This window comes from Companilactobacillus mishanensis (assembly GCF_003946505.1).
Lineage (GTDB): Bacteria > Bacillota > Bacilli > Lactobacillales > Lactobacillaceae > Companilactobacillus > Companilactobacillus mishanensis.
Genome location: NZ_RHON01000001.1, coordinates 324,525 through 348,054, shown reverse-complemented (window position 1 = coordinate 348,054; position 23,530 = coordinate 324,525). Strand labels below are relative to the sequence as shown.

Annotated in this window: 19 protein-coding genes and 1 tRNA gene; 19 read left to right on the top strand and 1 reads right to left on the bottom strand. The window is 36.1% G+C overall.

Translation table 11 applies throughout. The features are described from left to right. The first annotated feature begins 9 nt into the window (after positions 1-9). The 11 genes from infB (at position 10) to EKM63_RS01600 (ending at position 14,918) form a co-directional block, all read left to right on the top strand. Entirely contained in the window at positions 10-2,850 is a 2,841-nt protein-coding gene (gene infB / locus EKM63_RS01650; protein ID WP_125703068.1) for a translation initiation factor IF-2, read from the top strand. A 12-nt stretch (positions 2,851-2,862) separates the two neighbouring features. After that, on the top strand, positions 2,863-3,219 hold the full coding sequence (gene rbfA, locus EKM63_RS01645) for a 30S ribosome-binding factor RbfA (protein ID WP_125703066.1): 357 nt from the start codon (positions 2,863-2,865) through the stop codon (positions 3,217-3,219). 63 nt (positions 3,220-3,282) lie between these two features. Continuing rightward, positions 3,283-4,191, top strand: coding sequence for a tRNA pseudouridine(55) synthase TruB (gene truB / locus EKM63_RS01640; protein WP_125703064.1), 909 nt, complete (start codon positions 3,283-3,285; stop codon positions 4,189-4,191). A 14-nt stretch (positions 4,192-4,205) separates the two neighbouring features. Beyond that, positions 4,206-5,141 carry a riboflavin biosynthesis protein RibF gene (ribF, locus tag EKM63_RS01635; RefSeq protein ID WP_125703062.1) on the top strand — a complete coding sequence of 312 codons (936 nt, stop codon included), beginning with the start codon at positions 4,206-4,208 and terminating at the stop codon, positions 5,139-5,141. Positions 5,142-5,340: 199 nt separating this feature from the next. Next, positions 5,341-6,387 (top strand): heat-inducible transcriptional repressor HrcA, encoded by a 1,047-nt coding sequence (gene hrcA, locus EKM63_RS01630; RefSeq protein ID WP_125703060.1) that lies wholly within the window; start codon positions 5,341-5,343, stop codon positions 6,385-6,387. An 18-nt stretch (positions 6,388-6,405) separates the two neighbouring features. Continuing rightward, positions 6,406-7,002, top strand: coding sequence for a nucleotide exchange factor GrpE (grpE, locus tag EKM63_RS01625; RefSeq protein ID WP_125703058.1), 597 nt, complete (start codon positions 6,406-6,408; stop codon positions 7,000-7,002). Between the two features lie 27 nt (positions 7,003-7,029). Continuing rightward, the gene (gene dnaK / locus EKM63_RS01620; RefSeq protein WP_164504881.1) at positions 7,030-8,895 is read left to right on the top strand and encodes a molecular chaperone DnaK; all 1,866 of its coding nucleotides are present in this window, start codon (positions 7,030-7,032) and stop codon (positions 8,893-8,895) included. 111 nt (positions 8,896-9,006) lie between these two features. Continuing rightward, positions 9,007-10,152 carry a molecular chaperone DnaJ gene (gene dnaJ, locus EKM63_RS01615; RefSeq protein ID WP_125703054.1) on the top strand — a complete coding sequence of 382 codons (1,146 nt, stop codon included), beginning with the start codon at positions 9,007-9,009 and terminating at the stop codon, positions 10,150-10,152. A 73-nt stretch (positions 10,153-10,225) separates the two neighbouring features. Beyond that, a complete protein-coding gene (lepA, locus tag EKM63_RS01610) occupies positions 10,226-12,076 on the top strand; it encodes a translation elongation factor 4 (RefSeq protein ID WP_125703052.1) in 1,851 nt (616 codons plus the stop codon). A 433-nt stretch (positions 12,077-12,509) separates the two neighbouring features. After that, positions 12,510-13,472, top strand: a complete 963-nt coding sequence (locus tag EKM63_RS01605) for a hypothetical protein (RefSeq protein ID WP_125703051.1) — start codon at positions 12,510-12,512, stop codon at positions 13,470-13,472. 117 nt (positions 13,473-13,589) lie between these two features. Beyond that, a complete protein-coding gene (locus EKM63_RS01600; RefSeq protein WP_125703049.1) occupies positions 13,590-14,918 on the top strand; it encodes a dihydrolipoyl dehydrogenase family protein in 1,329 nt (442 codons plus the stop codon). Between the two features lie 39 nt (positions 14,919-14,957). On the opposite strand, the gene galE is transcribed toward EKM63_RS01600, so the two are convergent. Beyond that, on the bottom strand, positions 14,958-15,950 hold the full coding sequence (gene galE, locus EKM63_RS01595; protein ID WP_125703047.1) for a UDP-glucose 4-epimerase GalE: 993 nt from the start codon (positions 15,948-15,950) through the stop codon (positions 14,958-14,960). A gap of 179 nt (positions 15,951-16,129) precedes the next feature. Here galE and EKM63_RS01590 point away from each other — a divergent pair, with 179 nt between their 5' ends. The 8 genes from EKM63_RS01590 to EKM63_RS01555 all read left to right on the top strand — a co-directional run bounded on the left by EKM63_RS01590 (position 16,130) and on the right by EKM63_RS01555 (position 23,338). Further along, positions 16,130-16,792 (top strand): class A sortase, encoded by a 663-nt coding sequence (locus EKM63_RS01590; RefSeq protein WP_125703045.1) that lies wholly within the window; start codon positions 16,130-16,132, stop codon positions 16,790-16,792. Between the two features lie 61 nt (positions 16,793-16,853). Then, entirely contained in the window at positions 16,854-19,166 is a 2,313-nt protein-coding gene (gene recJ, locus EKM63_RS01585; RefSeq protein WP_125703043.1) for a single-stranded-DNA-specific exonuclease RecJ, read from the top strand. Between the two features lie 19 nt (positions 19,167-19,185). Beyond that, positions 19,186-19,704: an adenine phosphoribosyltransferase gene (locus EKM63_RS01580; protein WP_125703041.1), complete on the top strand. Its 519-nt coding sequence runs from the start codon at positions 19,186-19,188 to the stop codon at positions 19,702-19,704. A gap of 30 nt (positions 19,705-19,734) precedes the next feature. Continuing rightward, positions 19,735-19,822, top strand: a tRNA-Ser gene (locus EKM63_RS01575). Between the two features lie 98 nt (positions 19,823-19,920). After that, positions 19,921-20,217 carry an ArsR/SmtB family transcription factor gene (locus tag EKM63_RS01570; RefSeq protein ID WP_125703039.1) on the top strand — a complete coding sequence of 99 codons (297 nt, stop codon included), beginning with the start codon at positions 19,921-19,923 and terminating at the stop codon, positions 20,215-20,217. A gap of 154 nt (positions 20,218-20,371) precedes the next feature. Further along, on the top strand, positions 20,372-21,778 hold the full coding sequence (locus EKM63_RS01565; protein WP_125703037.1) for an MFS transporter: 1,407 nt from the start codon (positions 20,372-20,374) through the stop codon (positions 21,776-21,778). Positions 21,779-21,928: 150 nt separating this feature from the next. Next, entirely contained in the window at positions 21,929-22,588 is a 660-nt protein-coding gene (locus tag EKM63_RS01560; RefSeq protein WP_125703035.1) for a TVP38/TMEM64 family protein, read from the top strand. Between the two features lie 9 nt (positions 22,589-22,597). After that, positions 22,598-23,338: a CPBP family intramembrane glutamic endopeptidase gene (locus EKM63_RS01555; protein WP_125703033.1), complete on the top strand. Its 741-nt coding sequence runs from the start codon at positions 22,598-22,600 to the stop codon at positions 23,336-23,338. Positions 23,339-23,530: the final 192 nt, after the last annotated feature.

The window sequence follows — 23,530 nt, the reverse complement described above, 5'->3', positions numbered from 1 at the left end:
TGTGATAGGATGGCCAAAAAACGAATCTATACTATTGCCAAAGAAAATAGTGTTGAAAATCAAGCTGTACTTGATGCTGCTGCCAAACTAGGTATTGATGTTAAGAATCATATGTCTTCAGTTGATGAAGCAACTGAAAAGAAACTTGTTAGTAACTTAAAAGGTGGTAAGCCAGCCACAAGTTCAAAACCTGTAGCAACTAATGCTAAACTAGCCTCAAGTGCTAAAACAAGTACACAAAATACAAAACCAGCTGCCCATAAAGCAGCTGCTCATTCTGATGCAAAAAACACATCAGAAAAGTCTAATGGTGAAAGTGGTGACCATAAGACAAAAATTAAAATTACTGCTGTAAGACGTGATCCAAACAAAGGTAAGGGTCATTTCGAACACAACCATAACAGCAACAATAGTAACAATCATGGACGTAACAATAACAACAATAATAACCACAGTTCGAATAACACTAACAGTCATTCAAACAATCGTCCAAATAACAACAGTAATAACAACAATACTAGTCGCAACAACAATAGTAATAACAATAACAACGGCAATAGAAACAACAATAACAACAGAAGTTTTCAATCTCGTGATCGTCGTACAAACAATAATCAGAGACGTGATCAAACAACTGCTCAAGCACCAAGACCAAGACAAAGTGCTGGTAATAAGTATCTAGATAAGTACAAGACAAATATCCAAGATGCTAGTCGTGTTACTAACCGTCCTAACAACAATAGACGAAATAATTCGAATAACCGTAATAACAATTCAAACAATCGTCCTAACGATTCAAGACGTGTTAATAACAACAATAATAGACCAGTAAACTCAAATAATTCTTCTAACAATAATGCAACTCGTAAACCAGTTGCAGCAGCTAAGCCATCGACTACACCAACTCCAAAGGTTGAAGTTCCAAAGGCAGAATACAAGAAGCCAAATGCAACACCAAACCGTAATTTTGGTCATAAGACTAACTTAGCTAACCCATTTGGTACTCGTAAGAAGAAAAAAGAGAGAAAACGTCAACAACGTAAACGTACTGAACCAAAGAAGGTTATGCCACAAAGAAAAGAACGTCCATTGCCAGAAACACTTAATTATACAGTGGGTATGAACGCTCAAGATTTGGGTAAGACATTGCATCGTGAACCAGCAGAAATCGTTAAGAAGTTATTTATGCTTGGAATCATGATCAACCAAAACCAATCATTGGATAAAGATACAATTGAATTATTAGCAACAGATTACGGTATTAATGCTGAGCAAAAAGTTGAAGAAGATATTACTGATATCGACAAATACTTTGAAGCTGAAACAAAGAATACTGAAAATCTTGTTACTAGACCACCAGTTGTTACAATCATGGGACACGTTGACCATGGTAAAACAACATTGCTTGACCATTTGAGACATACCCATGTTACTGCTGGTGAAGCTGGTGGAATTACACAACATATCGGTGCTTATCAAGTAAGACTTCAAGATCGTTTAATCACATTCTTGGATACACCTGGACATGCTGCATTTACAAATATGCGTGCTCGTGGTGCTGATATTACTGATATCGTTGTTCTAGTCGTAGCTGCCGATGATGGTGTTATGCCTCAGACAATTGAAGCTATTAACCATGCTAAGGCTGCTAATGACCCAATTATCGTTGCAGTTAACAAGATCGATAAGCCAGGTGCAAATCCACAACATGTTACTGAACAATTGATGGAATATGATTTGATTCCTGAAGATTATGGTGGTGACACTATCTTTGTTAATATTTCTGCTAAACAAGGTACAAATATTGACCAATTGCTAGAAATGATTCTACTTGAAGCTGATGTTCTTGAATTGAAAGCTAATCCAGAACAAAAAGCTGTCGGTACTGTTATTGAAGCTAAGTTGGATAAGGGTCGCGGACCTGTTGCTTCATTACTTGTACAACAAGGTACTCTACATGTTGGAGATCCAGTTGTTGTAGGTAATACCTTTGGTCGTGTCAGAACTATGACCAACGATCGATTGAAAGAAGTTAAGAAGGCTATGCCTTCACAACCAGTTGAAATTACTGGACTTAATGATGTTCCTGAATCAGCTGATAAGTTTGTTGTCTTCGCTGATGAAAAAACAGCTCGTGCAGCTGGTGAAGAGCGTGCTAGTCGTGCCCTTCAAAAGGAACGTCAAAATACTAACCCTGTTACGTTAGATAACTTATTCGAAACAATGAAAGAGGGAGAACTTAAGACAGTCGACGTTATTATTAAAGCCGATGTACAAGGTTCAGCTGAAGCCATTGCCGGAAGTTTGAAGAAGATCGAAGTTAAAGGCGTTCGTGTAAATATTATTCACCAAGCTGTTGGTGCAATTACTGAAAGTGATGTTAACCTTGCTTCTGCAAGTAACGCTATCATCATTGGATTTAACGTTAGACCTACAGCTCAAGCACGTACACAAGCTAAAGAAGAAAATGTTGATATTCGTCTTCACAGAGTTATCTATCAAGCTATCGATGAAATCGAAGCAGCTATGAAGGGTATGCTCGAACCTGTTTATGAAGAAAAAGTAACTGGTAACTTAACTGTCCGTGAAACATACAATGTTTCTAAGATTGGTACAATTGCTGGATGTATCGTAAACAGTGGAAGTATCACACGTGATAGTGGAGTAAGACTTATTAGAGATAGCGTTGTTATTTATGAAGGTAAGCTAGCTTCACTTAAACGATTCAAAGATGATGTAAAAGAAGTTAAATCAGGATTTGAATGTGGTATTACTATCGAAAACTATAACGACATCAAGATTGGCGACGAAGTTGAAGCCTATGTGATGGAACAAGTTCCTGTCAAATAGGAGATGATAACTATGAAACATCGTATTGGTAGAGTTGAACAAGAAATTCAAAAAGAAGTAAATGACATTTTACTCAAACGTGTTCGTGATCCTAGAGTGCAAGGTGTTACAGTTACTGGTGTTGAGATGACTGGAGATCTGCAAGAAGCAACAATTTATTACAGTATCTTGTCGGAAAAAGCTAGTGATGTTGAAAAAACACAAAAGGGACTTGATAAAGCAAAAGGCTTGATTCGAGGAGAACTTGGTTCAAGACTTACTTTATATAAAGTTCCTGAATTGAAATTTAAGCAAGATCAATCAATTCGCTATGGTGAAAAAATTGATCGCTTGATTGCTCAATTGCACAAAGATGAACAAGAGCGTTAGTCAAATATCTTTAAATTACATCTAATGAATAATTAGGTGTAATTTTTGTATATGGAGAAAATAATGAATGGTGTAATTCCTTTAGAAAAAGAAATCGGCATGACCAGTTCTGATTGTGTCTATAAATTAAGAAAAATTTTGCACACGAAAAAGATTGGCCATACGGGTACACTTGATCCATTGGTTGATGGTGTTCTTCCTATTTGTGTGGGACAAGCCACAAAGCTTGTAAATCGTCTTACAGGGACTCCTAAAGAGTATGAGGGTGAGATTACCTTGGGTATCTCAACTAGCACTGAAGACCGCGAAGGGGACTTTGTTGCACAAACTAAGTTAGATAATCCTATTTCTGATGAGAAAATTAAGCAGGTCTTTGATAGCATGCATGGTGATTTGATCCAAATTCCTCCGATGTATTCAGCGGTTAGAGTAAATGGGAAAAAATTATATGAATATGCTAGAGCTGGACTAGAAGTTGAGCGTCCACAACGAGAGATCCACATCTATGATTTCCATTTGATCGGTACTCCAGAATTTGACTCCGAAAAAGGAATTCAGAAAATCAGATTTCACGTAAAGTGTTCTAAGGGAACATACGTCAGGACATTAGCGGTTCAGTTTGGTGAGGCATTAGATCTGCCTGCTTTTATGTCACAATTGACAAGAACAAAGAGTGCTGGATTTGAATTATCTGAAACTTTCAAATTGTCAGAAATAGAATCAATGGTAAAATCAAAAGAGAACGATTTCATAAGAAGTATCGATACCGTTTTGGATTACATTCCAGAACATGAACTTACGGAAGATGAATGGGAAATTGGTGTCTTGCATGGTGGATTCTTAGACATAGATGATGCTGACAAGAATCAAGAATTGAGAGTATTAAAAGATGGTGTTTCCAAAGCTTTGTATAAGTATGACTTAGATCGAAAAACTTGGGTTCCTGAATTAATGCTTCTAAATAATGACTAGTAAAAGAGATGGCTATGAAGACATTATCAGTAAAGCATCCGTTAACTCAGGATGAAATACCTAAAGAAGATACAGTATTGATCATGGGATTTTTTGATGGCGTTCATAGGGGACACCAAAAGGTGATCAAAACTGGTGTTGATCTAGCAAAGAAACATAATTTGAAGTCTGTCTTGATCACTTTTGACAGATCTCCAAGAGTTGTTTATCAACATGCCAAAAATTTCAAATACTTATCAACTAACCGTAGAAAAACTGAACTTGTCGAAGAGTTGGGCGTTGATTATCTTTATTTTGTTGAGTTCACGAGTCAGTTTTCCAAATTGGCACCCCAAGAATTTGTTGATCAATATATGATCAATATGCATGCAAAATACGTCGTTGCTGGGTTTGATTACACGTATGGCAAGCATTATGAGGCCAATATGGATACACTTCCTGGATACTCAAGAGGGAAATTTGAAATTGTGACTGTACCAGAGCAAACTTTTGCTAAAGCCAAAATTGGTTCTAGCTCAATCAAAGAAATGATCTTAAATGATAAAGTCGATGTCGCTAACGAGCTGTTAGGATACGCTTATGTGAATCACGGAGAAGTTGTTCACGGTCTTCAAAGAGGTCGAAAATTAGGGTTTCCTACTGCTAATTTAGTGGTTGATGGTGAAGAATTGATTCCATCGATCGGCGTTTATGTCACCAGAATTTTAGTAGATGGTAAATGGTATGAATCTATGACGTCTGTCGGATATAATGTGACTTTCGATGAGAACACCGGTGTAACAGTCGAATGTAATATCTTTGATTTTGACAAAGATATTTACGATGAAGAGGTTCGCATTGAATGGCTTCATTATTTACGTGGCGAAGTGAAATTTGACGGTGCAGATTCATTGATTGACCAACTCAATTTGGATAAAAAGAATTCTATTGAATATTTTGAAAATAATTAGTCTAACGTGTTTACGTTAGGCTTTTTGTTTGTACTTATATAATTATATTTTGATTATTAGCACTTAAATGAAAGCCAATAAATTTTTTCTGTAAAAATCGATTTTTTTGAGCTGCAATACTTGACACCTATTGGTTTGATTGTTATATTTTACATTGTTAGCACTCCAATATGAATAGTGCTAAAAGGAGGACGGTATAATGTTATCGGAACGTCAAGATGCAATCTTGAGAGAAGTCGTGCGCATTTTTACAGATACCGGCCAGCCGGTTGGATCAAAAACGTTAATGAACGCATTACCATTTCATGTAAGTTCAGCAACGATCAGAAATGAAATGGCAACTCTTGAAGAAATAGGTTATCTCGAGAAAACCCACTTGTCTTCTGGGAGAATACCTTCAGCAAACGGATATCGTTATTATTTAGATTATCTGGTTCAACCTAGTATTGTGCCACAAGATATTGCAAATCAAATTGATGAAGATTTTGGACAAACTTATCATCAACTAGATGACATAATTGAACGATCAGCGAAGATTCTTTCTCATTTAACTAGTTATACAGCAATCACATTAGGACCAGAAAGCAGCAAGACCTTGCTTACTGGATTTAGAATTGTTCCACTTAATTCTCACCAGATAATGGCAATAATTGTTACGAGTGATAATAATGTTGAAAGCAATATTTATACAGTTGATGCAGAATTAGATAGTTCGCTCATTGAAAAATTTGTACGGATAGTCAATGACAAATTAGTCGGTCAACCTTTACCAAGGGTCATTGAAATGTTACATAATGATATTCCAATGATTTTGTCAGAATATATGTATTCTTCAGATGGCCTTGTTGATATGGTAGATCAGTTATTCAGAAAAGCTGACACTGAGAAGTATTTTGTTGATGGACAATTGAACTTGTTGAATTACGCTGATAATAGTGACTTGGAAGGTGTCCAATCACTTCTATCAACTATTAATCAGAGTAATGATTTAAAGAAATTGCTTGATTCAGATACAGCTGACGATGGCATTAGGGTCAGATTAGGTAGTGAGATGGGTTCGGATGCATTGAAGAACTACAGTATAATCACTGCTAATTATGACGTTGGACATCATGGTAAGGGTGTAATTGCTTTGCTTGGTCCTACGACCATGCATTATTCTCAGTTGATCGGATTACTTGGTGAGTTCAGAACTGAACTTGCAAAACGACTGATTGATTATTATTCAAGGTATGACGATTCATGATATATATAGGAGGCTGTAATGGCAGATAAAGAGAAAGACCAAAAAACGAAAACTTCTCAAGAAGATGTAAAAACTAAAGAAGCTCCTAAAAAGGAGACTTCAAAGGATTCTTCTAAAGAATCTAAAAAAACGGCCCCAACGGAATCAGATACTGCCAAACTTGAAAAAGAAGTAGCTGATTTAAAGAAAAAGAACGACGAGTTGGAAGACAAGTATATTCGTAGCCAAGCAGAAATCCAGAATATGGGAACACGTCACCAGAAAGAAATTGCTGGAATGCTCAAATATGATGGTCAAAAGCTTGCTAAGGAAATACTCCCAGTTATCGATAATTTGGAACGTGCTTTAACGGTCGAGGTTAAAGATGAAACCGGTAAACAGCTTAAAAAGGGTGTCGAAATGGTTCACCAACACATTGTCAAAGCAGTTAATGATAACAACGTAACTGAAATCAATAATGTCGGTGAAAAATTTGATCCAACCATCAACCAAGCAGTTCAAACTGTTCCAGTTGATGATGATCATAAAGAAGACACTGTCGTTCAAGTTTTACAAAAGGGTTATAAATTAAACGATCGAGTATTGCGTCCTGCAATGGTCGTAGTTGCTAAATAATTAAAATTTAAAAAAGAGGTATTGTATATGTCTAAAGTAATCGGTATTGACTTGGGTACTACTAACTCAGCTGTAGCTGTTCTTGAAGGTGGTTCACCAAAAATTATTGCTAACCCAGAAGGTGCTAGAACTACACCATCTGTAGTTGCGTTTAAAGATGGAGAAATTCAAGTTGGTGAAGTTGCCAAAAGACAAGCTATCACTAATCCAGATACAGTCTCATCAATCAAGAGACATATGGGTGAAGCCGGATATAAGGTTACTGTTGGTGGAAAATCATACACACCACAAGAAATTTCAGCAATGATTCTTCAATATATCAAGAAGTTCTCAGAAGATTATCTTGGTGAAGATGTTACAGACGCTGTTGTTACAGTTCCTGCATATTTTAACGATTCACAAAGACAAGCAACAAAAGATGCTGGTAAAATTGCTGGATTGAACGTTAAACGTATCGTTAACGAACCAACAGCTTCAGCACTTGCTTATGGTCTTGATAATGATAAGGGTGATGAAAAGATCCTTGTTTATGACCTTGGTGGTGGTACATTTGATGTTTCTATCCTTGAATTAGGAGACGGAGTTTTCGAAGTACTTTCAACAAATGGTGATACAAAACTTGGTGGTGATGATTTTGATAATCACATCATGGATTGGTTAGTAGCACAATTTAAAGGTAAGAATGGCGTTGACTTGTCACAAGACAAGATGGCACTTCAAAGATTAAAGGATGCTGCTGAAAAAGCTAAAAAAGACTTGTCTGGTGTGAACCAAACAACAATCAGTTTGCCATTTATTTCTTCAGGAGATAATGGTCCATTGCATTTGGAAGAAACATTAACACGTGCTAAGTTTGATGAATTAACAGCCGACTTAGTTGAAAGAACAAAGGCTCCAGTTGACAACGCTCTTAAAGATGCTGGATTGACAACTGCTGAAATTGACAAAGTTATCTTAAATGGTGGTTCAACACGTACACCTGCTGTTCAAGATGCTGTTGAAAAATGGACAGGTAAGAAACCTGACCACTCAATCAACCCTGATGAGGCTGTTGCTTTAGGTGCTGCCATTCAAGGTGGTGTTATTTCTGGTGATGTTAAGGATGTCGTATTGCTTGATGTTACTCCATTGTCATTAGGTATCGAAACAATGGGTGGTGTCTTCACTAAGTTGATCGATAGAAATACAACTATCCCAACAAGTAAGTCACAAACATTCTCAACTGCTGCTGACAACCAAAGTGCTGTTGATATTCACGTTATGCAAGGTGAACGTCCAATGGCCGCTGATAACAAGACATTAGGTCGTTTCCAATTGACAGATATTCCTGCTGCACCAAGAGGTGTACCTCAGATCGAAGTTAAATTCGATATTGATAAGAACGGTATCGTTAATGTTTCTGCTAAAGATCTTGGTACTAACAAAGAGCAAAAGATTACTATCAAGAGTTCATCAGGTTTGAGCGATGAAGAAATCGATCAAATGATGAAAGAAGCTAAGGAACACGAATCAGAAGATAACAAACGTAAAGAAGAAGTTGATGTTAAGAACGATGTTGAACAAGCATTATTTGCCACAGATAAGACTTTGAAAGACGTTAAGGGTAAGGTTTCTGATGAAGAAATCAAGAAAGCAGAAGATGCACGTGATGCCTTGAAGAAAGCTCAAGACTCTGGCGATATTGAAGAAATGAAGTCTAAACGTGACGACTTGAACAAGATCGTTCAAGACCTTTCTGTAAAACTTTATCAACAAGCTCAAGAACAACAACAAGCTGCTGGTGGTGCTGAAGGCGCTGGAGCAGATGCTGGCGACGCTGGTAAATCTGGCGATGATGGTAAGACTGTTGATGGAGACTTCAAAGAAGTAGATCCTGACAAAGATAAAAAATAAAACAAAGAAAGGATTATAACAGGTGAAACTGGTATAATTCTTTTAGTTGTAATAATTAAAAAAGTTGGGACAAAGTGATTTGTCCCAACTTTCATATAAAGGTGATTTTTAATGGCTGACAGAGATCCATATGATGTTCTAGGTGTCGACAAAGACGCCTCACAAGACGATATTAAACATGCATTCCGCTCACTTTCTAAGAAGTATCATCCTGATATCAACAAAGCTCCTGATGCGGAAGCTAAATTTAAAGAGATCAACGATGCATATGAGACTCTAAAGGACCCACAAAAACGTGCCCAATATGATCAATTTGGTTCTGCCGGAATGGACGGAGCTGGTGGTCAAGGATTCGGCGGTTTCGGTGGTGCTGGTGCTGGCGGCCAAGGATTTGGTGGATTTGAAGATATCTTCAGTCAATTCTTTGGTGGCGGTGGAGCTCAACGTCAAAATCCTAATGCTCCTAGACAAGGATCAGATCTTCAGTACAGAATGGATCTAACTTTCGAAGAAGGTGTATTTGGTAAAGAGACTAATATCTCATACAACCGTGATGAAAAATGTGCTACTTGTGGCGGTAATGGTGCTAAACCAGGTACCGAACCAATAACATGTAATAAGTGTCATGGAACAGGTTATATGGAGGTAGATCGTCAAACTCCACTTGGCCGTATGCGTACAAGAGTTGTCTGTGATGTCTGTGGTGGTACTGGTAAAGAAATCAAAGAGAAGTGTGAAACTTGCCATGGTAAAGGTAAAGTAAATGAAAAGCATACTCTTAAAGTTACTGTTCCAGCTGGAGTTGAAGACGGTCAACAAATGCGTCTCGACGGACAAGGTGAAGTCGGTGATAATGGTGGACCTTATGGTGATCTTTATATTGTCTTCCGTGTTAAGGCAAGTAGAGAATTCACTAGGGATGGTTCTACAATTTATACATCAGTAAATATCAGTTTCCCACAAGCAGCATTGGGTGATGAAATTGATGTAAATACTGTGCATGGACCAGTTAAATTGACTGTTCCAAGTGGTACTCAAACAGGTACTTCATTTAGACTTAGAGGAAAAGGTGCTCCTGTTTTGAATAGCAAGAGTATCGGTGATGAAAAAGTTACTGTAAACATTGTTACTCCACGTAAACTATCTGGTGATCAAAAGGAAGCTTTAAAGAAGTTTTCTGAAGCCGGTGGCAATAAAATTCGTGAAAAAGACAGCAACTTCTTTAATAAAGTAAAAGATGCCTTTAAAGGTGAATAGAAAAATGGTTGGGGGACGAAACCTCAACCATTTTTTGTTATAATAGTCTGGTTAGAAGACAGGAGATTCATAAATGGATTTAGATAAATTAAGAGAAAGACAAACTCGAATTCGTAATTTTTCAATTGTTGCGCATATTGATCACGGTAAATCTACGATTGCCGATCGAATTTTGGAAAAGACCAAAACTATTTCGAAACGTGAAATGAAAGCTCAAGTATTGGATGATATGGATCTTGAGCGTGAACGTGGTATTACTATCAAATTGAACGCTGTTGAGCTGGAGTATGAAGCAAAAGATGGTAAGACTTATATCTTCCACCTTATTGATACGCCAGGTCACGTCGATTTTTCATATGAAGTCTCTCGTTCATTGGCAGCATGTGAAGGTGCATTGTTGATTGTTGATGCTGCTCAGGGTGTTGAAGCACAGACATTAGCTAATACATACTTAGCGATTGATAATGATCTAGAAATAGTTCCAGTCATCAATAAAATTGATCTACCTTCAGCTGAACCCGAAAAAGTCAAAGAAGAAATTGAAGAGATGATCGGTATTGACGCCGACGATGCAGTTTTGACAAGTGCCAAAACAGGTATTGGTATTGATGAGTTGATTGAACGAATCGTGTCCGATGTTCCTGCTCCAGAGGGGGATATTGATAAACCTTTAAAGGCCTTAATTTTTGATTCCGTCTACGATAGTTATCGTGGAGTTGTATTAAACGTTCGTGTGTTTGAAGGTATTGTCAAACCTGGCGATAGAATTGAAATTATGAATAATAATAAGAAATTCGAAGTCACTGAAGTTGGTGTTATGTCACCTAAAGCAGTTCCTCGAGATTACTTGATGGCTGGAGACGTTGGTTATATAACTGCAAGTATCAAGTCTGTTAAGGATACCCAAGTGGGTGATACAGTCACTTTGGCAGATAATCCAACTGATGAAGCTTTGGCGGGATATCGTCACAGTCAACCAATGGTTTATGCAGGTATGTATCCTGTCGATAATGGTAAATACGAAGATTTACGTGAGGCATTGGAAAAACTTCAATTAAATGATGCTGCTTTGGAATTCGAACCAGAATCATCACAAGCATTAGGTTTTGGATTCCGTTGTGGATTTCTTGGATTACTACATATGGATGTTATTCAAGAAAGACTTGAACGTGAATTTGATTTGGATTTGATCATTACCTCACCATCAGTTGATTATCATGTTACGACTACGGCTGACGAAGAAATTATTGTTGATAACCCAGCAGAATTGCCAGACACATCAGAAGTTAAAGAGATCCGTGAACCTTACGTTAGAGCAGAAATAATGGTTCCTGAAGATTATGTTGGGCCAGTAATGGAACTCTGCCAACGTAAACGTGGTGATTTCGTAACTATGGATTACCTAGATAAATATCGTGTGAACGTAATTTACAAGTTACCATTATTGGAAATTATTTTTGACTTCTTTGATGATCTCAAATCTAATACCAAAGGTTATGCGTCACTTGATTATCAAGTTGAAGATTATGAAGCAAGTGATCTTGTTAAAATGGATATTTTACTTAATGGTGAGCCAGTTGATGCATTGAGTTTCATCGTTCATAGAGATTTTGCATATCAACGTGGTCGAGACATCGTGTCTAGACTAAAAGAAGTTATTCCTAGACAGATGTTTGAAATTCCCATTCAAGCTGCAATTGGAAATAAAATTGTTGCTAGAGCAACAGTTAAGGCATATCGAAAAGATGTTACTGCAAAGCTTTATGGTGGTGACAGAACTAGACGTGACAAATTGCTCAACAAACAAAAAGCAGGTAAGAAACGAATGAAGGAAGTGGGTAAGGTTTCAATTCCACAAGAAGCCTTCATGTCAGTCTTGAACCTCAATCGTGGTAAAGAGACAAATGATCAATCAAAAGGCTAATCTCATTGGTTAGCCTTTTTTAATACACAATATAGTTCAACAATTAATTATATTATGTACGTTTAGTAAATATTACTTAAAATATAGTAAAAATTACTTTTTTTTAATTTAAAATTGTGACTATTTATATAAATATAGTTGTATTTCAAGTTGTAAGTACTGGTATTAGAGTGATAATTTAGACTTCATGATATATTATTTTCCAATAAATATTAAAAAATGATCTATTTTTAATACTCATGTGTGTAACAAATGTTTAAAAAGTGTCGATTTATTAAAAATACAATTAAAAGTTAGGTTTATACTTATTTAAAAAAATAATGCATAAATTGATTATTTTATAAATAAAGCGTTTACATTTACTAAAATAGAGAGTAAAATAAAGTTCATTAAAGGAAATATAATTTATTATTAATTTTTGGGGGAATAGATTATGAAAATGAATTTACTATATGCTTCAGCTCTAGCAATTCCATTTGCATTATTTACAGCAGGTAACGCAAATGCGCAAGCTGCTGATACAACACAGGACTCGGCTGTCACTACAGAAAATGTTGGTGATCAAGCCTTGGCAAATGCTACTACAGAAAAGGCAGCCACAGAATCAAATGCCACTGCAGTTTCAGCTACACAAGCTACTACAAATGCACCATTAGTAGTTTCAAACGATCCAACATCACCAAACTCAGATCCAGATGCTGATGCTCGTGTTGCAGCTGGTATCGCTGCTACTGAAAATTCAGCAGCAACAACACAAGATAATTCAACAGAAGCTACTGATACAACTGGTAACTATACTGAAGGAAGAGCATATTGGATTGCTAACCCAGATTACACAATTTGGGATACACCATACTCAGCTTCATCAAACAAAGTGGCTGATGGAATTTACTATACACATACTGCATTTAAAGGCTTAGGACAAGCTACAAATGCTGCGGGTAATGTTTATGAAAATATTACTAACAACGATAACGTAACTGGTTGGATTTATCTTCCAGCTTTGACAACAGTTGATCCAGCTGCACCTGCTGAAGAAACACCAGCAGAACCAGCTGCTCCTGCAGAACAAAAAGGTTTCTTTGATAAAGTTAAGGATACAGCTGACAAGGTTAATGCATTTAACACATCAGTTACAGATGCTGTAAGTTCAACACAAAAATTAGTTCAAACACCTTTAGATGTTGCCACTAACGCAATTACACATCCAATTAATAAAATTAATGAAATTAAAGATGCATTTGGTAAATTACCAAAATTACCAAGTCCTGTAACTGCAGTTAAGAATGTAGTTGATAAAGCTACTTCAGGATTATCAGGTGTTAAAGATGCAGTTTCAAATGTTACTAGTCTTGTTCAAAAAGTTGCCAGTTTATTAGGTGGCGGTAAAGTTTAATCTTTAAATCTTAAAGCCTCAAAAGCAAAATGCTTTTGAAGCTTTTTTTGTGTCTTCATTCATTCAAAGGTTACAATGGATTATAAGAATAGTTATTTTATTAAGGAGGATGCTTTAATGAAAAATTATGATGCAATTGTTATTGGTGGAGGACCAGCAGGTTTAGCTGCTGCCTACAATTTGAAGTCTGGAGGCAAGTCAGTTGCTGTCTTTGAGAATGACTTATGGGGTGGTACTTGTCCCAACCGAGGGTGTGATCCTAAAAAGATGCTACTGAGCGGTGTTGAAGCACGCGATAGAATTGCTCAACTCCAAGGTAAAGGTTATTCAGATATTCCTTTCATGAATTGGCGTGATATCGAACAATTCAAAGAAACTTATACTAGTAAGATTCCATCTGGAAGTAAGGGCGGGCTTGATTCAGCCGGGATCGATACTTTCCATGGTGATGCGAAGTTTATTTCTGAAAACGAGATTCAATTTGATAATGAAACTTTCCATGCTGATAATTTTGTGATTGCTGCTGGCCAACATCCTTCAATACTGAACATTGATGGTTCTGAAAATCTATTAACTAGTAATGAATTTTTATCTCTAAAACAGATGCCTAAATCTATTACTTTTATTGGTGCTGGGTATATCGCTTTTGAGTTAGCCAATATTGCTAATGCTACAGGCGCTGAAGTTCATCTTGTTCATCATAACGATCGTCCGTTAAAAGCTTTTGATTCGGAGTTTGTTGACGACATGGTGAGCCAAATGAAATCTCGTGGTATTAAATTCCATTTCAATGTAAATACAAAACAAGTTGTTAAAAATGATGATGGTTATACTTTGGTCGGTGATGATTTCAAACTCAATACTGACTTGATCATCTGTGCGACTGGACGTGTTCCAAGTGTTGAAGGACTTGATTTGGATGCTGCAGGAATTGAGTATTCTGCCAAGGGTATCCAAGTAAATGAAAATCTTCAAACAACTAATAAAAATATTTATGCAATAGGAGATGTTATCGCCAAATCTGAGCCAAAACTTACACCTGTTGCAGGTTTTGAGGCAAAGTATGCTACTGATTATCTTTTGGGTAAAACCAAAGAGCCAATCAGTTATCCGGCAGTACCTACATTAGTTTATGGAAGTCCCAAATTAGCCAAAGTTGGAGTTTCAGTTCCTGAGGCAGAAGCTGCTCCCGACAAATATAAAATTGTCAGTTCTAATCTGACTGGTTGGTTTACTTATTACAGATTGAATGAACCAGTTGCCAAGTCGAAAATTATTTTTGATAAGAATCAACAAATGGTGGGTGCTACTGTCTTGACCGAACAAGCCGATGAATTGATCAACTTATTGACGATTGCAATCGATAAGAAAATTTCAAACGCTGAATATACCAAGATGATCATGGGGTATCCAACGGTAGCCAGTGATTTACAATATCTGATCTAACAAAAAAGAGGAATCCATTTTTTTTAGGATTCCTCTTTATTATTCTTCACCATAACCATTTAAGTGAGTTGATTTAAAGTTCCATGCATCTTCAATCATCTTATGAACGTCGTCATATTTTGGTGTCCAGCCAAGAATTTTTCTAGCTTTATCACTAGCAGCAATCAATGTACTTGGATCACCAGGACGTCTAGGTCCAATTTCAGCTGGAATTTCTTTTCTAGTTACTTCACGAGCAGCAGATAGAATTTCCTTATTTGAAAATCCATTGGATGAGCCTAGGTTGAAGACATTACTTTCATTACCTTTACGTAAGAATTCCATAGCTAAACGATGAGCCTCGGCTAAATCTTCAACGTGAACGTAATCTCTGACGTTTGTACCATCTTCGGTATCATAATCGTCACCAAAGATTGTAAGCTTGTCACGTTGACCCGCAGCAACTTCAAGGACAACTGGAATCAAGTGAGTTTCTGGATGATGGTCTTCACCAATTGTTCCATCAGGTTTTGCTCCAGCAACATTAAAGTAGCGAAGTGCAACGAATTTGATACCATAGGCAACGTCTGACCAGTGCATGATTTTTTCCATAGCCAATTTACTTTCGCCATATGGGTTTGTGGGAATGGTAGGGTCAGTTTCTTTGATAGGAATTTGTTTAGGTTCACCGTAAGTAGCTGCAGTCGATGAGAAGACGATGTGTTTTACGTCAAAGTCTTTCATAACTTCTAACAGTGAAATCATTCCGTATGTGTTGTTATCAAAATATTTCAATGGATCTTTCATTGATTCTGGTACAATTGAAAAGGCTGCAAAATGAATCACATCAGTAATATCTTCGTTTTGGAATAATTTAATCAAAAATTCTTTATCGCGGATATCGCCTTGATAAAATTTTGCGTCTTTGTTCACGGCAACTTTGTGGCCAGTTTCCAAGTTATCCGCAACAATAACGTCATAACCCATAGAACATAAATGATCAACAGTGTGTGAACCGATATAGCCGGCTCCACCTAAAACGAGAATACTCATGTAATTACCTCCGAATTTGTTATAATTTTATTATAACGTATGTCATTTAAATTAGAGTACTAACCTTTAATTAACCTTAAATTGTTAAAGCGTTCTCTAGTCATATAATTTAACTTTTGTGATGTTATGTTTTATTATTACAGAGAATCCAAAATATAAATAAGATTGTGAAGATAAAAATGAAAAAATTTCTTTCTATTACAGGAATTGTTCTTTTATTCATAATAGCTTTCGGCCTTATCTTTAATGAGCCAATCAAGGAATTTGCTGTCGACCACATGTCGAATAAATTTTTATCCGGACTTACAGTAGATCAAGTGGATAAAAATTCCAAGAAAAAAGCTAATTATGATTTTAAAAAAGTTAAACCTATCAGTGCTGGACAAGTTGCGAAAGCTTCTATTAATAATGATGCAGCGATTATCGGTAAAATGTCAGTTCCAGCGGTTGACCTATATCTGCCAATATTGAAAGGTTTAAGCAATGATGCTCTTTCAACTGGTGGTGGTACTATGAAGGCTAACGAAAAGATGGGAAAGGGCAATTATGCATTGGCTGGTCATTATATGACTAACAAAGGCGTATTATTTTCACGTCTTCAAAATGTTCAACTCGGCGATAAAGCTTATATCACCAACTTGAAAAAAGTATATACTTACAAAATCTATTATAAGAAGGTCGTGCCTCCAACGGCAGTTTATTTGATTGATGATTCTCCAGGTAAGAAATTACTTACTTTGATCACTTGTGCTGATGGTGGTACAAATCGTTGGGCCATTCAGGGTTCATTAGTCAAAACTCAGAAAGCAAATACCAAAACTTTATCAGTATTTTCAAAATAAGCCGTTTGGCTTATTTTTTTAGTTATTTAATTGTTATAATGAAGTGTTAGTGGGTGATGTAGTGGTATCAATTAAGTGGACAAAACGTAAGAGTCCAACACAAGAAGAGATTTCAAAATTTGCACAAGACAACAAAGTTTCGGATATTCTAGCTGAATTGATGATCGAAAGAGATTTGACAGAGCCAGCAGATATTCAGGACTTTTTGCATACAGATATTTCTGGATTGCAGGATCCATTTGCTCTTCACGATATGGATAAAGCACTGGAAACTTTAGATTCAGTGATCCAATCTGAAGGTAAAATTGCAATTTACGGCGATTATGATGCTGACGGTGTTACCAGTGCCTCAATCATGCGATTGACATTGAAGAAAATGGGTGTCGATCCAATTGTTTATATTCCCAATAGATTTAAAGATGGGTATGGCCCCAATCTCGCTGAATATAAAAAATTAGTCGAAGACAAGCATATTGATTTATTGATTACGGTCGATAATGGTGTCAGTGGTAAAGATGAGGTCAAATATTTAAAAGATAATGGCGTAAAAGTCATTATCACGGATCACCATGATTTGCCAAAAGAGTTGCCAGAAGCCGATGCAATCGTTCATCCTACGATCCCAGGTGCTGAATATACTTGTCCATACTTATCAGGTGCTGGAGTAGCGTTCAAAGTCGCTGATGCATTATTAGGTGATGAAGCATTAGAGTTTATTGATCTTGCTGCGATTGGTACAGTTGCCGATTCAGTTGCATTGCTTGGTGAAAATCGTGTAATCGTAACTGAAGGTTTGAAGCACATGAAAGATAATAATCATGTTGGACTCAAAGCTTTGATCGACAAATGTAAATTAAAAGTTGCCAAAATCACTGAAGAAGACATTGGTTTTGCGATTGCGCCTAGAATCAATGCATTGGGTAGATTAGACGATGCGTCATCTGCCATGGAGTTACTTACTACAAGTGATGCTGGCTTTGCCAAAGAAATTGTCGATGAGACAGAAGATATCAATACTAAGCGACAAAAGTTAGTGAGAGATGCTTTTGCGGATTCCCAATCTCAAGTTGAGGCTCAACAAGAGAATGGGGTATTGGTTCTAACAAGTGATAAGTGGCATCAAGGTATCCTCGGTATCGTTGCTAGTCGGGTAGTGGAACAAGAACATAAGCCCACTTTAGTTTTGCAATATGATCAGGATTCAGAACTATATAAGGGTTCCGGAAGAAGTCCCGAAGGATTCAATTTATTTGAAGCACTTGATGCTCATAGAGATTTGTTTGCAGGTTTCGGTGGGCATGCTCAAGCATGTGGTTTCTCATTGAGTGAGCCAGATTTAAACAAATTAATTCCATTATTACAAGAAGAACCATCCAAACAGAATTTTGATCCGATGAAACCGATGGAAAAGGTATTCGATTTGGATTTACACATTCAAGATTTTAATTTTGAATTGATCAAAGAAATTAACAAACTAGCTCCATTTGGAATGGGAAATCCCAAACCATTGATAAAAATACCAGATGTTAAATTGGCTCAATCTCAAGCAGTCGGCAAAGATGGCACTCATTTGAAGACAACAGTTACAGATAGCTCACATCAAGTCAACGCCATTGGATTTGGACTTTTCCAGAAAGAAGAAGCCAACAAGGGTAGTATCTGTGATGTCTATGGCTATTTGAGCATCAATGAATGGGCTGGTAAGAAAAGCCTTCAAATCATGATCGGTGATTTTGAAGTTTCACCAAAAGCAGCTAAAATAAATCAACTTCAAAGTATTTATATTGATTATCGTTCTAAAATGTTATCACAAGCCATAATGGAAAAGTTCGATAGCATAGTATTTTTCAACCAAGCTTATTATGACATGGTAAAACGTCACAATATCGATGCAAAAATTAAGATGTTCAATGAAGATTGCGGTGGGGATAATGTATTGGTATATGATCGACCACATGATATTGAATTGTTCAAGGAATTTTTGAAGAATAATAAGACCCAGCATACAGCACTTTATTTACACACCGACATGAACGCAAGATACTTGCGTCCTGATATGGCAAAGATGAAACAACTGTTGAAATATTTGTATAGTCATCAAAATATCCAAATGGATGAAATGAATTTGGTTGGTGATTATTTAAAAATGGATAAAAATGACATTGATTTTTATTTAAAAGTGTTTTTTGAGCTAGATTTTGTTAAAATGGTAAATGGCTTTGTTGAAAAAGCAGAAGTTTCAAAACAACGCGAGTTAATCGAATCTCCAACCTACATGAAACGATTACAACGCAATGATGTTGAAAAAATATTAATTGAATCTAACTTTGCCAACGTACTAGACTGGATCAGTCAATACGATTGTCACGACTAGATTGAATGGAGAATTTAAGATGGATATTGATTTTAAGAAATATGTTGCCGACGTTCCGGATTTTCCAGAACCAGGTGTACTATTTCGAGACATTTCACCATTGATGCTTGATGGTAAGGCTTATGCCGCTGCTACAGACGAAATTGTAGAATATGCAAAGAGTCGTGGAGCAGAAATGATAGCTGGACCGGAGGCACGTGGATTTATTGTTGGATGTCCAGTAGCTTACAAGTTGGGAGTAGGTTTCGCACCTGCTCGTAAAAAAGGTAAGTTACCTCGTGAAACTGTTTCTGTAACTTATGATTTAGAGTATGGCCAAGGTTCATTATGGATGCAAAAAGATGCCGTAAAACCTGGCCAAAAAGTTCTAGTTGTTGACGATTTAATGGCAACGGGTGGAACATTAGCAGCCACAATCGACCTTGTAGAAAAATTGGGTGGTATCGTGGTTGGAACAGCCTTTCTAATTGAGTTGACTGGATTGCACGGTCGTGACAAGATTAAAGGGTACGATATGTTTACATTGATGCAATATTAATATTAAAAAGGGTAAAATACCCTTGCTTATGGTGAGTTGGCAGAGTGGTAATGCACCGGACTCGAAATCCGGCGAACCGGCTAATACCGGCGCGCAGGTTCAATTCCTGTACTCACCTTTGGTATAAGAACACTTTCGAGTGTTCTTTTTTTATTTGATTCCCAATCGTAAATTTAAATATTGAAATTTTCAACTAACATCACGTAAAATAGGTGTATGTCAAATACAAAAACAATTAAAGATTTCGATCAATTACAAATCACTGTACTTAAAGCATTAGCAGATCCTATTAGACTTGAAATTATTCGGTACTTAAAGTATTCAGACCATGAGGTGGCATGTGGAGAGATTGGGAAGGCAATTAATATTAGTAAGACTTCTGGATCATATCATTTTAAGCTGCTCGAATCGGCTGAGTTAATTCATACCAAAAGAGAAGCACGAGAGAAATATGTTAGTTTGAACGAACAAACTTTTCAAAAGTATGTAACTGATTTCTATAAAAATATTTGAGTTTAAAATCTATAAATAAATAATTCAAAAAGACGATATTTATATCGTCTTTTTTGCTTAAATTATCTTGTCATGTTATTTGGTTAATGGTAACTTTAAAACAGTTCAAAAATACTTGAACTGTTCAAAAAACATTGTACAAGGGAGATTTTAAATGAATGCATCTACAGCAACTGCGCCGTCATCGGGAACGGGAAAATCCAAGCAATTTAATACTACTTGGATTTTAATTTTGACATCATTAGGTTTTTTCATGTCTATGATGGACTCAATGATTGTAACCACAGCTTCAACTGCAATAAGGACTGATCTAAATATTTCAGTCAATATGTTACAGTGGGCATTAAATGCCTATAATATAACAATTGGTGCGGTGCTGCTGGTTGGAGTATCTATGGGGGAACGCATTGGTCGTCGTCGGATTTATAATATTGGTATATTCATTTTTACACTTGGATCAGTATTCTGTGCATTATCTACTAACATCTCGTTATTAGTAGTTTCAAGAATTATCGAAGGAATAGGGGCATCTGTGATGACTCCAATGTCCATGGCCATTTTAACTAATTCTATACCACAGAATGAACGTGGTAAGGCATTAGGGATTTGGAGTGGGATCGGTGGGCTAGCGTTGATAGTTGGTCCATCACTTGGTGGTTTCATAGTAGCGAAATTAGCTTGGCAATGGATTTTTTGGATAAATGTTCCGATTGGAATTATTGCAATATATTTATCAAGCAAACTGTTGCCTGAGAGTAAAGGTAATCGCGATAAAATAAATCCGCTAGATACTATGTTAATAATTTTCACTTTTGCTGGATTAATTTGGTCATTATCTGAAATCACATCCAGTACGATGTCAATGATGGCAATAATTGTTGGATTATTATCTATTATTCTTGGAATTTGGTTTATTTTCCGTCAAAACACTGAATCTAATCCAATGATTCCGTTGAAATATTTTAAGTCCAGGACATTTACAGGTGGAAATTTAGCAACGTTTTTGTTATATGCAGCAATGTACGGTGTGGTATTTTTTCTTCCGCAATTCTTGCAAGTCGTAGGAAAAGTTGATCCTTTGGTTGTTGGTTTAGAAATTTTACCATGGACAGGTACTTTGGTAATTGTTGCTCCATTTGCAGGTAAGGCAGTTGATAAATATGGTGAAAAGTTGATTGCCACTATCGGATTAATTTTTCAAGGCATTGGATATTTGTTGATTTCCATATTTGTCCATGAACAAAGTTCTTATTTTACCATGGTAATACCTTTGGCACTTGCAGGTGTCGGATTATCTATGGCTGGACCAGCACTGCAAAAAGCAGTTTTGGGTGCAGTGGAGCCAACAGCTATTGGTAAAGCGTCTGGAATTTATAATGTCTTTCGTTTACTGGGTGGAGCCGTTGGAACAACTTTAGTTGTAATCGTATTTTATCGATTCGGTAGTATAATTGATTCCAAATTCTTTACTAACGGCTTCCGTGCTGCAATGTTTTTTTCTGCAGTTTTATCCATTTTGGGTATTATATTTTCTCTTCGATTCAAGAATATTAAGAAGTGAACTAAATTAATTCGAAAAATACTCCTTTGAAGTTCTTCTATGACTTCAAGGAGTATTTTTTTGAAACTAATAAAGTTTCTTTATAAGAGTTCTTTTTACCTTTTAAATATTGGATAATGGAAACGTAGGAAAATCAAAAGGGGATGCGAAATGAGTTCTTCAAAAAAAATAAGAATAGTGATTGCCATTTTTGCGTTTACTTTATTGGTAATTATTTGCATTCGCCAATACAGCAATATTGCCATAGCCATTCATAGTTTCAATCGGTTGGACTTTTTGAAACAAATTCGTGATCAGACTCCTCTTGACGCATTTCTATTGATATTGTTACTAGCTGGATTTTCGATTATTCCAGGTGTTCCAGTATCTGTGATTGCGGTTTTAACAGGTGTGATATTTGGAAATTTTCTTGGTGCAGTCATCAATGTTGTTGGTGTAACTCTGGGGAATTTGACCGCTCAGAAAATATTTCAATACTTTCATGAAAAAGTAGACATTAAGAAGTCGCCAAAATTGATCTCGGAGATAAATAAGATGAAGTATCCAATGTTGGGAATTGCGGTTGGTTATATGATTCCGTTTATTCCTACTTCTTTGGTAAGTTTGGCTGTGACTGATATAAAATTGAACAGAAGATTTATTTTAATCGCTACAGTACTAGGCGGAATACCCATGTCGATAATCTATTCGTTCGGTGGCAATGCAATTATCGAAAGTCATTTTAAATTATTGATCATTTTGATTTTGATTGTCGTTGTGCTAGTTTATGCAGCAATTAGAATAAATAAAATCAGAATTGAGAATTCTTAAATTTAGCAGATGCTTAAAGCATTCTGCTTTTTTATTATCGTGTATGGATATATACTCAGAATAAATAAAGTATTATTGAGGTTTCATATGAACAATAAAAAGTTCTTCATCACGAGTTATATGATTTTTTGGTTGATTTGGTTTTTAATCCAAACAATTCTTTATTCGTATATTTTAAAAAATGATTTTTTCCCGAACAGTTATGGATTCATAATTAATTTTCTAATAAAAGGTGTTGTTTGGAGTTCATTGGGATTAATATTATTGTTCCGTTTTCGTCAACAATTGAAATTGCCAATTAATAAATTGTTTAATCGAAATTTTCCGTTACCATTTTGGATCATCCTTTTTGCTATAATCATATACTTACTTGGATCCGCATATTTGTACAGTCACGGTTTATCCATTATCAAACATCCCTTTACTGTAAATGGAAGTCAATTTCTCGGCATAACGATTGGTGCAGGAGTGTTTGAAGAACTTGTTTTTAGAGGAGGATATATGAATATTCTCCTGACAAAGTTAACGACATGGAAGGCAAATTTTATCCAAATGTTGATGTTCTTACTTATTCATTTGCCAATCTATTTTGTGACACCAATGAATATTTTAGGATGGGTCAACAATATCGCTACGGTTTCGATTCTTGGGCTAGTATTTGGTTGGATTTTTGCAAGAACTAAGAATCTGTGGCCATCGATCATCATTCATTGTGTTTGGGATACATTAACATTTTTATTTCTCTTTTAGAATTCAAAATTATAAACAGTTATCTATCTCTAAATAAAGCCAACTTATTTAACTAATAAGCTGGCTTTTTGCCATTTTTATAATATTCTAATTTCTTGCTTTTGAGGTCAAAATATTTATTATTGAGATTGAATTAAACGGTATGTTTTTAGGCATTTTAAATAACTTAAATAATTTCAATGAATAGATATA

Coding starts and splice junctions, on each gene's coding strand:
- infB (WP_125703068.1), top strand. CDS start 10: ATGGCCAAAAAACGAATCTATACTATTGCCAAAGAAAATAGTGTTGAA.
- rbfA (WP_125703066.1), top strand. CDS start 2,863: ATGAAACATCGTATTGGTAGAGTTGAACAAGAAATTCAAAAAGAAGTA.
- truB (WP_125703064.1), top strand. CDS start 3,283: ATGAATGGTGTAATTCCTTTAGAAAAAGAAATCGGCATGACCAGTTCT.
- ribF (WP_125703062.1), top strand. CDS start 4,206: ATGAAGACATTATCAGTAAAGCATCCGTTAACTCAGGATGAAATACCT.
- hrcA (WP_125703060.1), top strand. CDS start 5,341: ATGTTATCGGAACGTCAAGATGCAATCTTGAGAGAAGTCGTGCGCATT.
- grpE (WP_125703058.1), top strand. CDS start 6,406: ATGGCAGATAAAGAGAAAGACCAAAAAACGAAAACTTCTCAAGAAGAT.
- dnaK (WP_164504881.1), top strand. CDS start 7,030: ATGTCTAAAGTAATCGGTATTGACTTGGGTACTACTAACTCAGCTGTA.
- dnaJ (WP_125703054.1), top strand. CDS start 9,007: ATGGCTGACAGAGATCCATATGATGTTCTAGGTGTCGACAAAGACGCC.
- lepA (WP_125703052.1), top strand. CDS start 10,226: ATGGATTTAGATAAATTAAGAGAAAGACAAACTCGAATTCGTAATTTT.
- EKM63_RS01605 (WP_125703051.1), top strand. CDS start 12,510: ATGAAAATGAATTTACTATATGCTTCAGCTCTAGCAATTCCATTTGCA.
- EKM63_RS01600 (WP_125703049.1), top strand. CDS start 13,590: ATGAAAAATTATGATGCAATTGTTATTGGTGGAGGACCAGCAGGTTTA.
- galE (WP_125703047.1), bottom strand. CDS start 15,950: ATGAGTATTCTCGTTTTAGGTGGAGCCGGCTATATCGGTTCACACACT.
- EKM63_RS01590 (WP_125703045.1), top strand. CDS start 16,130: ATGAAAAAATTTCTTTCTATTACAGGAATTGTTCTTTTATTCATAATA.
- EKM63_RS01580 (WP_125703041.1), top strand. CDS start 19,186: ATGGATATTGATTTTAAGAAATATGTTGCCGACGTTCCGGATTTTCCA.
- EKM63_RS01570 (WP_125703039.1), top strand. CDS start 19,921: ATGTCAAATACAAAAACAATTAAAGATTTCGATCAATTACAAATCACT.
- EKM63_RS01565 (WP_125703037.1), top strand. CDS start 20,372: ATGAATGCATCTACAGCAACTGCGCCGTCATCGGGAACGGGAAAATCC.
- EKM63_RS01560 (WP_125703035.1), top strand. CDS start 21,929: ATGAGTTCTTCAAAAAAAATAAGAATAGTGATTGCCATTTTTGCGTTT.
- EKM63_RS01555 (WP_125703033.1), top strand. CDS start 22,598: ATGCTTAAAGCATTCTGCTTTTTTATTATCGTGTATGGATATATACTC.